General features: G+C 50.5%; 11 protein-coding genes. 4 read left to right on the top strand and 7 right to left on the bottom strand.

All coding sequences use genetic code 11. The features are described from left to right. The first annotated feature begins 16 nt into the window (after nt 1-16). Entirely contained in the window at nt 17-1270 is a 1254-nt protein-coding gene (locus H8L47_RS05625) for a benzoate/H(+) symporter BenE family transporter (protein ID WP_186952241.1), read from the top strand. Between the two features lie 23 nt (nt 1271-1293). Here H8L47_RS05625 and H8L47_RS05620 read toward each other — a convergent pair whose 3' ends face one another. From H8L47_RS05620 to H8L47_RS05610, 3 genes are all read right to left on the bottom strand, one after another. Beyond that, nucleotides 1294-3561, bottom strand: coding sequence for a CHASE2 domain-containing protein (locus H8L47_RS05620; RefSeq protein ID WP_230413603.1), 2268 nt, complete (start codon nt 3559-3561; stop codon nt 1294-1296). An 88-nt stretch (nt 3562-3649) separates the two neighbouring features. Next, on the bottom strand, nt 3650-5290 hold the full coding sequence (locus tag H8L47_RS05615) for a GAF and HD-GYP domain-containing protein (RefSeq protein ID WP_186952240.1): 1641 nt from the start codon (nt 5288-5290) through the stop codon (nt 3650-3652). Between the two features lie 107 nt (nt 5291-5397). After that, a complete protein-coding gene (locus tag H8L47_RS05610; protein WP_186952239.1) occupies nt 5398-6162 on the bottom strand; it encodes a 3',5'-cyclic-nucleotide phosphodiesterase in 765 nt (254 codons plus the stop codon). A 331-nt stretch (nt 6163-6493) separates the two neighbouring features. Between H8L47_RS05610 and H8L47_RS05605 the strand changes: the two genes are divergently transcribed. Continuing rightward, a complete protein-coding gene (locus tag H8L47_RS05605; RefSeq protein ID WP_329605432.1) occupies nt 6494-8863 on the top strand; it encodes a GspE/PulE family protein in 2370 nt (789 codons plus the stop codon). Between the two features lie 86 nt (nt 8864-8949). Continuing rightward, on the top strand, nt 8950-9369 hold the full coding sequence (locus H8L47_RS05600; protein WP_186952238.1) for a VOC family protein: 420 nt from the start codon (nt 8950-8952) through the stop codon (nt 9367-9369). A 272-nt stretch (nt 9370-9641) separates the two neighbouring features. Here H8L47_RS05600 and pgi read toward each other — a convergent pair whose 3' ends face one another. After that, nucleotides 9642-11288, bottom strand: a complete 1647-nt coding sequence (gene pgi / locus H8L47_RS05595; protein ID WP_186952237.1) for a glucose-6-phosphate isomerase — start codon at nt 11286-11288, stop codon at nt 9642-9644. 216 nt (nt 11289-11504) lie between these two features. Here pgi and H8L47_RS05590 point away from each other — a divergent pair, with 216 nt between their 5' ends. Beyond that, nucleotides 11505-11945 carry a response regulator gene (locus H8L47_RS05590; RefSeq protein WP_222616422.1) on the top strand — a complete coding sequence of 147 codons (441 nt, stop codon included), beginning with the start codon at nt 11505-11507 and terminating at the stop codon, nt 11943-11945. A gap of 3 nt (nt 11946-11948) precedes the next feature. On the opposite strand, the gene rsmA is transcribed toward H8L47_RS05590, so the two are convergent. The 3 genes from rsmA to H8L47_RS05575 are packed head-to-tail and all read right to left on the bottom strand — an operon-like array spanning nt 11949 to nt 15165. Further along, nucleotides 11949-12731, bottom strand: a complete 783-nt coding sequence (rsmA, locus tag H8L47_RS05585; protein ID WP_186952235.1) for a 16S rRNA (adenine(1518)-N(6)/adenine(1519)-N(6))-dimethyltransferase RsmA — start codon at nt 12729-12731, stop codon at nt 11949-11951. After that, a complete protein-coding gene (gene pdxA / locus H8L47_RS05580; RefSeq protein ID WP_186952234.1) occupies nt 12728-13771 on the bottom strand; it encodes a 4-hydroxythreonine-4-phosphate dehydrogenase PdxA in 1044 nt (347 codons plus the stop codon). Before pdxA ends, rsmA begins: the two co-directional genes overlap by 4 nt. Beyond that, a complete protein-coding gene (locus H8L47_RS05575) occupies nt 13771-15165 on the bottom strand; it encodes a peptidylprolyl isomerase (protein WP_186952233.1) in 1395 nt (464 codons plus the stop codon). The genes pdxA and H8L47_RS05575 overlap by 1 nt, the downstream gene beginning before the upstream one ends. Nucleotides 15166-15266: the final 101 nt, after the last annotated feature.

Raw genomic sequence — 15266 nt, 5'->3', positions numbered from 1 at the left:
GAACTAGACTAGGCGCATGAATACACCACACTCTACCCCTCTCCTTGCCCCGGAAAATGCCATCAAGCCGGGTTTTGCCGCCACAGCGGCTGATTTTTTTCCTGCCGTGCTGGCCGGGTTAATTGCCGTCCTGATCTCGTATGCCGGGCCCATGCTGCTGGTCTTGCAGGCAGCACAAAGCGCAAAACTCACGACTGCGCAGACTAGTTCATGGATATGGGCGATTTCCATAGGGTCTGGTCTGGTGGGTGTCTGGATGAGCTGGCGACACAAGATACCGGTGATCTGTGCCTGGAACACGCCGGGTGCCGCCTTGCTGGTGACTGGTCTGGCCACTGTGCCTTATCACCAGGCCATAGGTGCCTACCTGGTCGCGGCGGCAGCGATATGGCTGATAGGCGTTACCGGAATCTTTGAAAAACTGATGGGAAAAATACCCAGGAGCCTGTGTGCGGCTATGCTGGCGGGTATCCTGTTTCGCTTTGGCGTCGATGTATTTGCCAATGCCCGCAGCGAGGTGGCAGGTGCACCCTGGCTGGTGACTGCCATGTTTGCGGCTTACCTGATATTCAAGCGCCGCAGCGCCCGCTATGCCATCGTCCTGACCTTGCTGAGTGGTGTCATGCTCTGGAGTGTTCTGGGCTGGGGTGACAGCAATCAAGGCCAAGCTATTGCGGTGCAACTGGGTTTGACGATGCCGGTCTGGACAGCGCCTGAATTTTCTTTAAGCGCCATCATCAGCTTGGGCTTGCCATTGGCACTGCTATGTCTGACTGGCCAGCAAGTACCGGGCGTGGCTGTCATGCGCGCTGCGGGTTACGAACAGGCGCCAACCAGCAAGCTGGTCAGTGCTACCGGTTTTGTCAGTATATTGCTGGCACCATTTGGCTCACATGGTGTCAATCTGGCGGCGATTACTGCAGCGATTTGCACAGGCCCAGAAGCGCACCAGCAACCAGAAAAACGCTGGGTTGCCGGTGTAGCCTGCGGTGGATTTTATTTATTGATAGGTAGCTTTGCAGGTTCCCTGACTGCCCTATTCCTGCATTTGCCACATGCACTGGTCACCACGGTGGCTGGTCTGGCGCTGCTGGGTGCAATTCAGAATGGACTGGTGAATGCGATGCAGGAAACGACGGAACGTGAAGCTGCACTGATCACCTTTATCGTCACGGCATCGAATATCAGTTTGCTGGGCCTGGGTTCTGCCTGCTGGGGCATAGTCCTGGGCGTTATCAGTTACTATCTGCTGCGGGTAAAGTCCAAATAAGGCGCTAGACTTATTCGCTACACTTATTCGCTGAACTTGCTAACAAAGGTGGCGACGCCATCCCAGTCAGCAGGCAGCGGGTTCTGCCGATAGTGGGTGATACGTTCCAGAAATTCCTGGGCAGCCAGGTCTTCTGCACGGACTTCCAGATACGACAGGAAAGATTTTTCGGCAGCATCCCATTGCTGGGCACGGAAATCATCAAGTGCCTGATGCCAGAGCTCCAACAAGGCAGACTGGGCATCGTCGATGCTAGTTATGTTGGCAATAGGTTCAAAGATGGAGATGGGCCTGGTCTTGCCTTTGACCCTGACCCTGTCCAGCTCACGATAAGCAAATTCTGGCGCAGCAGTTTTTGTCGCCTCACCAACCACGATGCCTACCCCATAAGCCTTGGTAATTCCTTCCAGGCGTGAAGACAGGTTCACCGCATCACCCATGACTGTATAAGCCAGTCTGATCTTGGAACCCATGTCACCTACGCGCACTTCACCGGTATTCAAGCCCACTCCTATCTTCAGCTCAGGCCAGCCGCGCTTGACAAAGTCTTCACTCAGGCCTTGCGCGATGGTCTGCATTTTCAATGCGCTGGCCACGGCAAGCCTTGCATGGTCGTCCAGACGCACGGGTGCACCCCAAAAAGCCATGACGCAGTCACCTATGTATTTATCCAGGGTGCCGCGATTACCACGTATTTCTTCTGACATCGCGGTCAGGTAGATATTGATATATTCTCGCAAGTCCGCAGCACTCATGCTTTCGGAAATAGTCGTGAAACCACGCACGTCGGAGAACATCACAGTCAGCTCACGAATTTCACCTTCCATGGTATAGCTGTCAGGCTCCTCTGCCATGACGGCAACCAGTTCAGGTGCGACATATTCACCGAAACGTCTGACTACACCGCGCAGTTTTCTGGATTCAACCAGATAACCCCATGCGAGGTTAAAGACGAACAAGGCGGATATCAACAACAGTGCAGACGCGAGTGGCAGTACCAGATTAAAGGACTGGTACATCCAGTAATTGAAACTAATAACAGCGATATAAGTGAGCGAAGTAAAGAAGATGGCCGCCAGCGCCTTGAATCTGGTCAATGCAAATGTCAACAGCAATCCCAATAAGATAATCTGCATCACTTCAAATGCACGGCTGGTATCCGGTCGCTGTTTGAAGTCACCGTCGAGTATCGAAGCAATCACATTGGCATGCATCTCCACTCCGGGAAAGTCCAGGCCCACAGGTGCTGTACGCAAATCCTTCAAACCTGCAGATGTCGTACCTATCAGGATAATTTTATTCGCCAGCTTGTTTTCGGGCAGATTTTTCTTTAGCACATCGGCGGCGGACACATAGACAAAGCCACCACCGCGCGGGCCACCCTTGCTCTTGTACTGTATCAATGCAGTTAGCAGAGGCTCTAAAGGAACGGTGAGATTAGGAGAAGAATTGAGTTTGATTGCTTCGATACTGCCATATTCATTCAAATAACTTTGGGAATTCACACCATCCGACTGCAGGAAAACTGGTTTCACTTTACTGGCATTGAGTGCGACTCTGGCTGTGGCCAGGGAAAGCGATTCGTAGTAGCCGGTTCCGAATTTTGCCAGCAAAGGTATACGACGAATGACACCATCAGAATCAGGAGACGGATTAAAGAAGCCACCTGCGATAGCCGCTCTTTGCAAGACCGGAAGATTGCTTGTGTACTTGGTATACAGAGCTGATTCAAGGTGGCGGCCACCGAGTTCTGCATCGGTAAAGGCCGGATTGGGCAATAAGCCTTTGGAGAGATCATCAAGCTCATTTGACAAAGCGAAACCAAGTACGATGGGGCGTCCATTCAAAGTTTTCGCCAAACGATCATCGAAATTCAGTTGCGTCCTAAGACCGCCCATTTGATTCAGAAAGTGTTGATCATCTTTTAGTTCCTTCTTTGCCAGGTCTTCCAAAACATCCAGCCCGGAACTGCCATCAGGTTCAGGAAAAACGGCGTCTACGCCCACGGCCCTGACATGATAATCATCTGTCAGTCTTTCCAACAAACTTGCCAGAGTGTTGCGCTTCCATGGCCATTGCCCATATTCCTTGAGGCTTTTTTCATCAATATTGACGATGACGATGTCATTATTGAGCCTGGTAGGCTGCACACGCATGCGCATGTCATAGATAAAATTATCGACTCTGTCGACCAGGGTCACGGGGAATATGGCATTTGCCTGCAACACCGCGACAAAGGTCAAGGCCAGACAGGCCAGCCAACGCACCATTTTATTGAGATACCTACGCAAGTTACCTCCCATATGACTTTTGTATCAAGCGCAGATATTGATGAAGCTAATTCCCGTCAGAAGCAAGCGCGAGTTAGCTCAAGTATCGCTACGCCTTGTAACCTGGCACCTTGCTCAGATCGACATCATCAATCTGACTCTTGTCCATGAATCGCTCGGCATAAGTCAGATAAACTTTTTTCCTGACGAAGATATTGAACAAGTCTGGATCAATATGGCCATTCAGTGCAAAGCTGCCCAGGATGTGCAGTGATTCTGTCAGGGTCTTGCCATCCTTGTAAGGGCGGTCTTTTGCAGTCAGCGCTTCAAAGATGTCGGCTATCGCCATGATCTTGGCTTGCACAGACATTTGCTCACCGCGCAGGCCACGTGGGTAACCTTTTCCGTCCATACGTTCATGATGGCCGCCAGCGTATTCAGGCACATTCTGCAAATGCTTGGGCCAGGGCAAGGCTTCCAGCATCTTGATGGTGGTGGAAATATGGTTATTGATGATAGCGCGCTCTTGCGCATTCAGAGTACCTGCGCGCACTGACAGGTTTTCGACCTCATTCGCACTCAGGAAAGGCTGCACGTCACCATCAGCATCGGTCCATTGCCATGTAGCGACATCGGCCACGCGCTGCAAGTCTTCCGGGCTGGTTCTTTCTGAGCCTATATTCAATTTGCGTAAAAAATTTCTGGCATCTTCAATTTTAGCCAACTCTGCCTGCAAGCCTTGCTCCAGTTCGGCGATCAGATTTTCATTGTTGATGCTGGCCTGGTATAAAGCGCACTTACTCTTCCAAACCCTGATCTCTGCATCTCGCTTCAGAACTTCAAAACGGGTATCGAGCAATTGTATCCGGTCAAAAATGGTTTCCAGCTTGGTGGATTTTTCTACGACATGCACAGGGGTCGAAATCTTGCCGCAGTCATGCAGGATGCCAGCCATCCACAATTCCTTGCGGTCTTTGTCGGTCATGGAAAAATGGGCGAGCGGTCCTTCACGGGTTTCATGCACTGCATTGGCCAGCAACATGGTCAGTTCTGGCACATGCTGGCAATGCCTGCCAGTGTGTGGTGATTTTTCATCGATGCCAATATTGATCAAATGTACCAGCGAGACGAACAGGTTTTCAAGTTGCGATATCAATTGCTGGTTGGTCAGGGCGATGGCAGCCTGTGAAGCCAGTGCTTCGATGAATCGCTGGTCAGTTTCGCTAAACGGGCGGGGCTCACCATTTTCTGGGTCGGTAGCATTGATGAGTTGCAGCACACCTATCAGCTCCCCTTCATGATCATGCATGGGCACGGTCAGCAGGGATTTGGTCTTGTAATTAAATTGCAGGTCAAAATTGCGCGTGCCTGAAAAATTGAAAACACCGACGGTATACACATCCTGGATATTCACGGACAGTTTGTAGTTGGCAGCATATGCTGCCACTGCATTCAAATTCTTATTGCCGTTCGTGTCGATCAGGGGAATATTGGGTATATCAACTGTCTGCCCCTTGACCCCACCCTGGTACATATTCAGGGTATCATTCAAAGAGATATTGAAGCACAGGCTTTGTTTGTCCTGGCTAGTGCGGTACAAAGTGCCACCGTCGGCATAAGTAATACTTTTTGCCGAACGCAGTATGTTTTCCAGCAATAAAGGTGTGTCGTGATTACTGCTCAGTTCCAGACTAAGCTCGGTCAGCTTTTCCAGTCTTTGTGCAATTTCGCTACTGCTTAGTGCAGTCATAGTCACCTTCTCCAGATCGTTCCAAATATATGCTACGCCGCCTTGATTCATCACTGCGCCAGTTTGCGTGCGCAACATGAACAGTGTATGACTTTAGATACTGAATTTCAAAATTTGAACTGCTCACCCGTTTGCAGGGCTTTAAAAATCCTGTCCTTGCTCTGCCCCAGTTCTGCCATGATTTGTGCTTCTTGCCCTGGCTTCAGATGATAGATGAAGAATCTGACATGAACAGGCACGGCGGCTATGTCATCTATCAATGAAGCCGGACAAAAATGCTTGGAAATCAAGGCCAACTCTGCCTCTGCATTGGGGAAAGAGCAATCAACAATAACCATGTCCAGGCCAGACTTCCCGGCAAGGTCTTGCCATAATGCTGGCGTGCTTGCCATGTCACCAGTGAACAAGAAACCCCTCCCTCGTTCACGTACCAAGTAGCCAACAGAACCAGAAGTGTGATTCACCGCATGCGAGGTAAACTCCCTGCTACCCAGTGTCAGGCTGCTACCTGCTGGCATTTCATGGTATTGCATGGATGGCTGCTCTGCATTGGGCAAAGTGTTGAAATCTGGCCAGATGATCCAGTTGAATACATGAGTTTTCAAGGCATGCAAGACTTCTGCCGAGGCATGTACCGTAACAGGTTTGCTGCGCTTGCCAAACACTGCATCCATAAGCAAAGCCAGGCCCGCAACATGGTCGAGATGACTATGGCTGATAAAAACGTGATCTATAGCCGCCAATTGCTCCAGGCTGAGCAGCGACAAGCCTGTGCCTGCGTCCAGCAGGACATCGTCATCAATTAACATGCTGGTTGTGTAGGGTCCGCTACCACCGATGCCGCCTGCACAACCAAGAATTTGTAAGTTCATAAATACAGAAATAGTGCGCCGCTGAAAAGCCAGGGCTTTGTTATCTTTAGATTAACACCTTGCAGGCATAAATCTCAGGACTAGCTTACCATTTTCTCCAGAAACACGAGCCTTCTTCGCATGCATGTCTCCTGAAGATAGGCTAAATTGCAGCTTTGCGCTATAAAGAGTTGACTATCTGGTCAGACATTCAATTTCCATGATACATTTTTGTAAAAATTGACTCAAGAGAACACTAATTTACAGTATCTTGCAATCACTCCACCGCTTTAGTTGAGAATAAGCTGATAATTTCTGTGTGAGACACACAACGGCTCAAGGAAAAAGAATCGTGGTAACTGCTCAAGTCGCAAATTCTTCCAAAGAAAACCTCGATCACAGGCTGCAATTTTTTAAAAACTTGCAAGCCTTGACGAATAAAATCCATGGTGCCGATGCATTGGACCAGATCATGTTGGACGTCTCGCCGGACATTTGCAATCTGTTCGAATGTGACCGCCTGACTATCTACGTGGTCGCGCAGGATAAAATCACCCTAATTTCCAAAATCAAGACTGGTCTGAACTCGTTCAAAGACTTGCGCTTATCTATTTCTGACCAAAGTATTGCTGGCCATGTCGCCCTGACCAAGACCATGATCAGCCTGCACGACGTCTATGATGATGATGAGCTGCGCTCGCATTCCCCCACCCTGAAGTTCCAGCGGGCGGTCGATCAGCGCACTGGATACCGCACCAAGCAAATGCTGGTGGCGCCGATCATTGATGCGCACAGCAAGGAATTGCTGGGTGTCGTCCAATTCATTAATCATCGCCTGGGCAATGCCTTTACTGCCATCGCTGCAGAAGGTGTACAAGCCCTGTGCGAAACCCTGGCTGTTGCGTTTTCACAAAAGAGCAAGGTGTTACCTACCAACACACCACGCACCAAATTTGATTTCCTGGTCTCCGAAGCCATACTCTCTGCTCCTGAACTGGAACTGGCTGTCCGCTCGGCACGCCGCAATCTGCTGGACCTGGAAGATGTGTTGATAGATGAATTCAAGGTACAGCGAAGCATACTTGGACAAGCCTTGTCCAAGTATTTCAATGTGCCATATGAAGAATACAAGCCTGAGCGCATCATCCCGATTGACCTGGTCAAAAGACTCAAGCGCCAATATGTGGAACAAAATTCCTGGCTGCCCATCATGGAAGACCAGAATGGATTGACAGTCTTGGCGATAGACCCTGAGCATACCAATACCACCCATGTCGTCAACCATGTCTTTGCCACTTCAAAAATCCATTACCGGGTCACCACCAAGAAAGAATTCCGCCAGACCATAGACCAGTTCTTTGGTAGTGCCAACGATGGCGGTTCTGTCGATGAACTGCTGTCTGGCATGGAAGACGAAGATGAAGAACATGCTGGCCAGGCCGTCGTCGAGGTATCGGCTGCGGTTGAAAACGAGTTGGTCAAACTGATCAACAAAATCATCATCGACGCCTATCAGCAAGGTGCTTCTGACATCCATATAGAACCTCGACCAGGCAAAGAGAAAACCCTGATACGTTTCCGCAAGGATGGTACCTTGTCGCCCTACATCGAAATACCGGCAAGTTACCGCAGCGCGCTGCTGGCACGTATCAAGATTATGTGTGACCTGGATATTTCTGAACGCCGCAAACCCCAGGATGGCAAGATCAAGTTCAAGAAATATGGGCCCTTTGATATAGAGCTGCGTGTTGCCACCATCCCCTCTTCGGGCGGCATGGAAGATGTCGTTATGCGTATTCTGGCAGCGGGAGAACCTATTCCCATCGATAAACTGGGTGTGTTGCCCTACAACCTGGAACGCCTGAAAAATGTGGTCAGCAAACCCTATGGTCTGTTTTTTGTTTGCGGCCCCACCGGTTCTGGCAAGACCACCACCCTCCACTCAGTATTAAGTCATTTGAACACGCCAGAGACAAAGATCTGGACAGCCGAAGATCCGGTGGAAATCACCCAAAGAGGCTTGCGCCAGGTACAGGTCAACCGCAAGGCTGGCATGGACTTTGCCACTGTCATGCGGGCGTTTTTGCGGGCTGACCCTGACATCATCATGGTCGGTGAAATGCGCGACAAGGAAACAGTGTCTATCGGTCTGGAAGCTTCACTGACAGGTCACTTGGTGTTCGCCACCCTGCATACCAATAGCGCGCCAGAATCCATCGTCCGCTTGCTCGACATGGGTATGGACCCTTTCAATTTTGCGGATGCCTTGCTCGGCATCCTGGCCCAACGCTTGACCAAGCGTCTGTGTGGCAAATGCAAACTGGTCTACCATCCTGAGAAAGAAGAATTGGTAGCTTTGCTGGACGAATACTGCCAGGAATTGCTGAATACCGAGCTGTTTCTCAAAAACCCGGTGGAAGCCAAGAAAAAAGTGTTCACAACCTGGCAAAGCCAGTACGCAGACAACACTGGTAAATTCACTCTATACAAAGCGGTAGGCTGTGAACATTGCTCGAAAGGCTATAAAGGCCGGGTCGGTTTACATGAACTCATGGTTGCCAATGACACCATCAAAAAACTCATACAAGACCATGCCCGCGTTTCCGAACTGCTGACTGCCGCGCTGGCAGATGGCATGCTGACCCTGAAAATGGATGGCATAGAAAAAGTCTTGTCGGGGATTACGGATATGAAGCAAATCAGAATAGTCTGCATAAAATAGCATTTCGAAAATTCAGCTAGAATCCTGGTATTTTCTGTACTGTCACGGAGATACGACTCCATGGCAGGATTTTTTTGAAAGCAAACATGAAATATCTGCACACCATGGTGCGCGTCACCGATCTTGAGGCTTCCCTGCGTTTTTACCGAGATGCACTTGGACTGGAACTGGTACACCAGAAAGAATATCCCAAAGGCCGGTTTACCCTGGTGTATCTGGCAGCACCAGGCGACCATGATGCTCAGGTAGAGCTGACCTATAACTGGGATCCAGAAGAATATACCGGCGGCCGCAATTTTGGCCACCTGGCTTACCGCGTCGAAAACATCTACCAGTTATGCCAACGCCTGGCTGATCACGGTGTCACTATCAACCGCCCGCCACGCGATGGTCATATGGCTTTCGTACGTTCACCCGACAATGTCTCGATAGAATTGCTGCAGCAGGGTGAGCCGCTGGCACCTGCTGAGCCCTGGGCCTCAATGCCAAACACAGGTAGCTGGTAATCAGCCTGTGCATAAAAAAAACGCAGACCCTGGTCTGCGTTTTTTGATTCAATTCTGGTGATCAGAGCGGCGCGCTTCTTTATTCATGGCACGTATCAATACAACCATGGTCACTACGATGACGACTGAAACAACACCCAAAATTCCTGTCCACATAGGCGCATCCTGAATTGATTTAAGAAGTTTCTTTATATCAAGCAAGATTCTTTGCGTCAACTTTGACAATATGCTTTCGAGGAGTTTTAACTATTTCTTTCAATCACTTTACAGCCTTACACATGTCCATGCCTGCGAAAATAAGCAATCAGGCCGCTAGTCGATGTGTCCAAATGCGAATCATAATCCTGGTTACCTAAAATCGCTGGCAAGAGGCGGTTAGCCAGTTGCTTGCCCAGCTCCACACCCCACTGGTCAAATGAGTTGATACCCCAGATCACGCCCTGCACAAACACCTTGTGTTCATATAAAGCCAGCAACATGCCTAACTGGAAAGGATCCAAACTGGGCATGAGTATGGTGGTGGATGGCTGATTGCCCGCAAAGACCTTGTGCGGCAATAGTTTGCCGATATGCACATCACTGAGGCCTGCTTGCGACAATTCGTCACGCGCCTGCGCCTCAGTCTTGCCAAAGGCCAGGGCCGCACTCTGGGCCAGGCAGTTTGCCAACAGAGGTGCCTGGTGACCTGGCAAGGGATAATCACTGGAAGCTGCCACCACAAAATCGCAGGGGATGAGCCAGCCGCCCTGGTGCAGGAGCTGAAAGAAGGCATGCTGGCCATTCACACCTATCTCCCCCCAGACAATGGGATTGGCGCGGCAAGTGAGGGCTTCACCATCACGACCTACAGTCTTGCCATTCGATTCCATCTCCAACTGTTGTAAAAAGGCAGGCAGATGGCGTATCGACTCGTTATACGGCAAGATGGCCGTGGTTTCTGCCCCGAGAAAATTGGTATTCCAGATCGAGATCAGGGCCAGCAGTACCGGCAAGTTTTTTTCCAGCGGCGAGTTGCAGAAATGCTTGTCCATGGTTTCAGCACCGGCCAGCAGACGCTCAAAACCATTCATGCCTATCGCCAGGGCAACCGACAGACCAACCGCTGACCATAGCGAATAACGACCGCCTACCCAGTCCCAGATTTCCAGAATATTCGCGTCAGGGATGCCGAATTCATGTGCTTTGCCAGGGCTGGAAGTGACTGCAATGAAATGCTTGCTGATGGCCCACTCTTCCATCGCCGCTGCCATCAGCCAGGTACGCGCAGTCTGGGCATTGATGCTGGTTTCTTGCGTAGTAAAAGTTTTTGAGGCAACGATGAACAAGGTAGTGCGCGGGTCCAGCTTTTCCAGCAAGGGGGCCAGGTGGGCACTATCGAGGTTCGAGACATAGTAAAAGGCCAGACCAGGATGCTGGAAGGCCGACAGGGCACGCGTCGCCAGCTTGGGGCCAAGGTCTGAGCCACCTATGCCTATGTTGACCACAGTCTGTATCGCATCACCCTTGAAGCCGCGCCACAAGCCACTGCGTACCCGTTCGACGATGTCACGCATCTGTTTGCGCACTGCCCTGACTTTGGGCATGACATCTTCTGCTTCGTTCGGGAAGGGCGTGAAATCGGTATGTCGCAATGCTGTATGCAAGACGGCGCGGTCTTCACTAATATTGATTTTTTCACCAGCAAACATGCGATCACGCCAGCTTTCCACTTTGGACAGACGCGCCAGGGACATCAGGCTATCCAGCGTTGGCTGGTCTATGCGCTGTTTGGAATAATCCACCAGCAAGCCATCCAGCTCTACCGAAAAATGCCTGAACCTGTCACTATCGGCTGCAAACAAATCACGCAGGTGCTGCTGTTCCAATCTTTGCTGATGAGCCAGCAGAGCTTTCCATTCGGGGGTCAGGGTAATGTTCATATTCTGTCCATGTGGTAATTCTATTACCGCTGATTATAGGCTACTCAATTGTGCATGCAGTCAGCATATTTATTGCTAAAATAAACATTAACCACGTTATTCAGATTTTTGCAGACAAAAAACTCATCTGGAATTATGGTTAACAAAAATTGAAACAGAAAACAACAAGGCACTGAAGCACACGTAACTCCGAGAAACAGGGGGAAACCGATGAACATGTTAGACAGACGTGACTTAGGCATCTTGATCGTGGACGATAACGATATCAGTCGTTCCATGCTGCGTCATATCCTCAACAGCGAAGCATTTAATGTAATCGGCGAAGCTTCAAGCGGTGTCATCGCGCTAGACTGGCTTGAAAAAACCATACCCGAGATTGTTTGCCTGGACGTCATGATGCCTGATATCAGTGGTCTGGAAATTCTTGAGCATATCAAGAGTGTGTCACCCGAAACCGTCGTCCTGATGGTCACTGGAAGCAATAACCGGGATACAGTGGTCAAGGCCATCAAGGCCGGGGCCAACGGCTTTATTGTCAAGCCCTTCAACCCCGCCACCCTGCTGCAATCCATGCATTATGCCGTCAACAAATCCCAAAAGCAGTTGAAAACCATGATAGATCGCAGGAAAGCCTGGAAGAACTCCGGGCTAATTTAAGCATCAGGCAGAACGTCCACTTAACAAGTTTGCCATGGCAACATAGGCGTCCAGGGGGATGGTTTCAGGCCGCAATTGAGGGTCCACACCACAGGCCAGCAAGTCGGCTTCAGACAACAGTCCGGCAACGCAATTACGCACTACCTTGCGTCTCTGGGAAAAGGCCTTGGTGACGACTTCTTCCAGTTTCCTGATATCGCAAGGCACTGCGCCCGGCTTGGGTATCATGCGCACGATGGCAGATTCCACCCGCGGTGGCGGGTCAAAGGCTTCTGGCGGCACAATGAACATCAATTCCATGTGATAGCGTACTTGCAGCATGACAGACAGACGGCCATAGGTCTTGCTGCCAGGATCAGCGACCATGCGCTCGACAACTTCTTTTTGCAGCATGAAATGCTGGTCTTCCACAAGCGGCGCGATCTCGGCCAGATGGAATAACAAAGGGCTGGAGATGTTGTAAGGCAAGTTTCCTACGACACGCAGCTTTTGACCTTCAGGCACGGGGATGGAGGCAAAATCAAATTGCAGAGCATCGCCCTCATGCACGATGAGTTTTTCTGGCGAAAAATTTTTCTTCAGGCGGGCCACCAGGTCCCTGTCGAGCTCAACCACATGCAATTGCGTCAAGCCGTCCAGCAACTGGCGTGTCATGGCTGCCAGGCCCGGGCCAATTTCCACCATGGCCTGGCCAGGGCGCGGATTGATGACGCGCGTGATATTGCTCAAGACCAGTTCATCGGTCAGGAAATTCTGGCCAAATCGTTTACGAGGGATATGTTTCATAGTATTTCTTGCTTGTTGACCATGCTGGCGGCACAACGTATAGCCACCAGCATACTGCTGATATCTGCGTGACCAGTCCCCTTGGCTGCCAGGTCAAGGGCAGTGCCATGATCGACCGAGGTGCGTATCAATGGGAGACCAAGGGTGATATTCACACCCAGCCCAAAACTCGCATGCTTAAGCACAGGCAAACCCTGATCATGGTACATGGCCAATATACAGTCTGCCTGCTCCAGGTATTTTTGCTGGAACAGGGTATCGGCAGGATAAGGACCGCTGACTTGCATGCCAGCCACTTGCGCCTTTTTAATGACGGGCGTGATGACTTCGATTTCTTCCATGCCCAGATAACCGTTCTCACCCGCATGCGGGTTCAGGCCCGCTACCAGGATGCGTGGATTTTCTATGCCAAACTTGCTGCGCAAGTCGGCATGGATGATTTCTATGGTTTTCCATAAGTCATCAAATTGTATCGCTTCGGCGACCTTGCGCAGTGGCAGGTGGGTGGTTGCCAGCGCTACCCGCAAAGCTTGCGGCAGTTGCGCATTGGCTTCGCTGGCGAGCATCATGACGACACGGCCAGTATAGGTTTTTTCGGCGAAATACTCAGTATGACCGCTGAAAGAGACACCGGCATCATTGATGGTGCTTTTTTGCAATGGTGCCGTGACAACCGCCTCACACCATTTGCGCTGCACACTTTCAATTGCCACATCCAGAGTCTGTAAAACGGCACGGCCATTACGCGGGTCCAGCTGACCGGCAATGACAAAGGCATTCAAGGGGCAATCAATGATAGTCAGGCGCTCGTTGCCAGAGGCAGGCAGGCCCTGATGACGCAAGGCCTGCAGGGACACGCCCATCATACTGATGGCAGGGTCCAGCTCGGCTGCCAGCATGGACAGATAAGCGGTGTCGCCTATCAACACTGACCTGACTTCATGTCTTAACTGCCAGGCAGCCCGTATCGCAATTTCAGGCCCTATGCCGGCCGGTTCGCCTACGGTTACCGCGATGACCGGCAAACTGGGCTGTGGCATTATTTTTCTTCCAGGCGGAAATCAACATAGGCGCGGTCACGGATTTCGCGCAGCCAGTCTTGCAAGGCTTCATCCGATTTGCGTTCACGCACGGCCTGACGGGCAGCCATGCGCTGCCTGTCTTTGGACAGTTCATCAGTCTTGCGCTCAGTGACCTGGATCAGATGGACACCAAATTGCGTGACGACAGGCTCACTGATCTGGTTGATTGCCAGTTTATCCATGGCTTGCTCAAATTCTGGCAAAGTTGTATTTGGATACAACCATCCAAGGTCGCCACCTTTGGAAGCTGAACCGTCTGCAGAATGCGCCTTGGCCAAGTCTTCAAACGTGGCTTCCTTGGCTTCTATTTTTTTCTTGAAATCCAGTAATTTCTGGCGTGCCTCTTCCAAGGTCACGATCTGGCTGACTTTCAGCAAAATATGGCGCGCACGGCTTTGCTGCTCAGCAGCGGCAGCCTTGCTGTCGTTAGCAGCACGCTTACCATTGACCTTGACGATATGAAAGCCATTCGGGCTGCGTACGATGTCAGAGTATTCACCAACCTTGACTTTGCTGATGGCATCAACAAACAATTGCGGCAAGCGGTCTTGTTCACGCCAGCCTATGTCGCCGCCTTTCAAGGCTTCTGAGCTATCTGAGTATGTTACTGCAGTTTTGCCAAAGTCAGCGCCAGAGCGCAGTTTACCAATTACTTCTTCAGCGCGCTGGCGACGTGCCGCAATTTGCTCAGCAGAGGCCTTTTCAGGAATGCTGATCAAAATATGTGCCAGATTCAACTCTTGCTTGGCAGTTTTGTTGCTGGCATCTGCCGCCAGGTAATTATCGATTTCTGTTTCAGATACTTGTATTTTGCTGTCGACTTCACGCTCGCGTATGCGCTGCTTGAGGATGTCGTCGCGAATCTCTTCACGGAACTTCGCATAGGAAGTGCCTTCACGCTCGATCTGATTACGGAACTCTTGCAAGGACATTTTGTTTTGCTCAGCCAGACGCAACATGGTACGGTCCAGCATGACATCGTCTACACGCATGCCATTTTCTTTGGCAAGTTGCATTTGGGCGCGGTCAATAATCATGCGTTCCAGCAATTGCTTTTGCAAGGCAGCACGATCAGGCAAAGGCGTACCCTGCTTTTTCAGGCTCATTTCTACTACCCGTATTTGTTCATTCAATTCCTGGCGTGTAATGACTTCATCATTCACAACCACAATGATGCTATTCACCACTTGTGCCGAGCTTTGCGTTTTGGGCGGAACTACAGGGCTGAGTTTGACTTGTGACCAGGCTGTTGCGCTGATGAGCAAACCGGCGGAAACTGCCAGTGCAGTGAATAACTTGGTAAGTAAGTTAGTAAGTAAGTTACTTTGTTTCATTTGCAATAAAGGTCGCATATTGGTCCAAAATCCTGTTAAGCCATTCCCGATATAGAGCTACAAAACGGGCAAAAGTTGCAATATACACGTTCGTTCCCGTTTCACAAACAGCGGGCGCG

This window comes from Undibacterium umbellatum (assembly GCF_014284125.1).
Classification (GTDB): Bacteria; Pseudomonadota; Gammaproteobacteria; order Burkholderiales; family Burkholderiaceae_D; genus Undibacterium; species Undibacterium umbellatum.
This window is presented reverse-complemented; position numbering and strand designations above follow the sequence as displayed.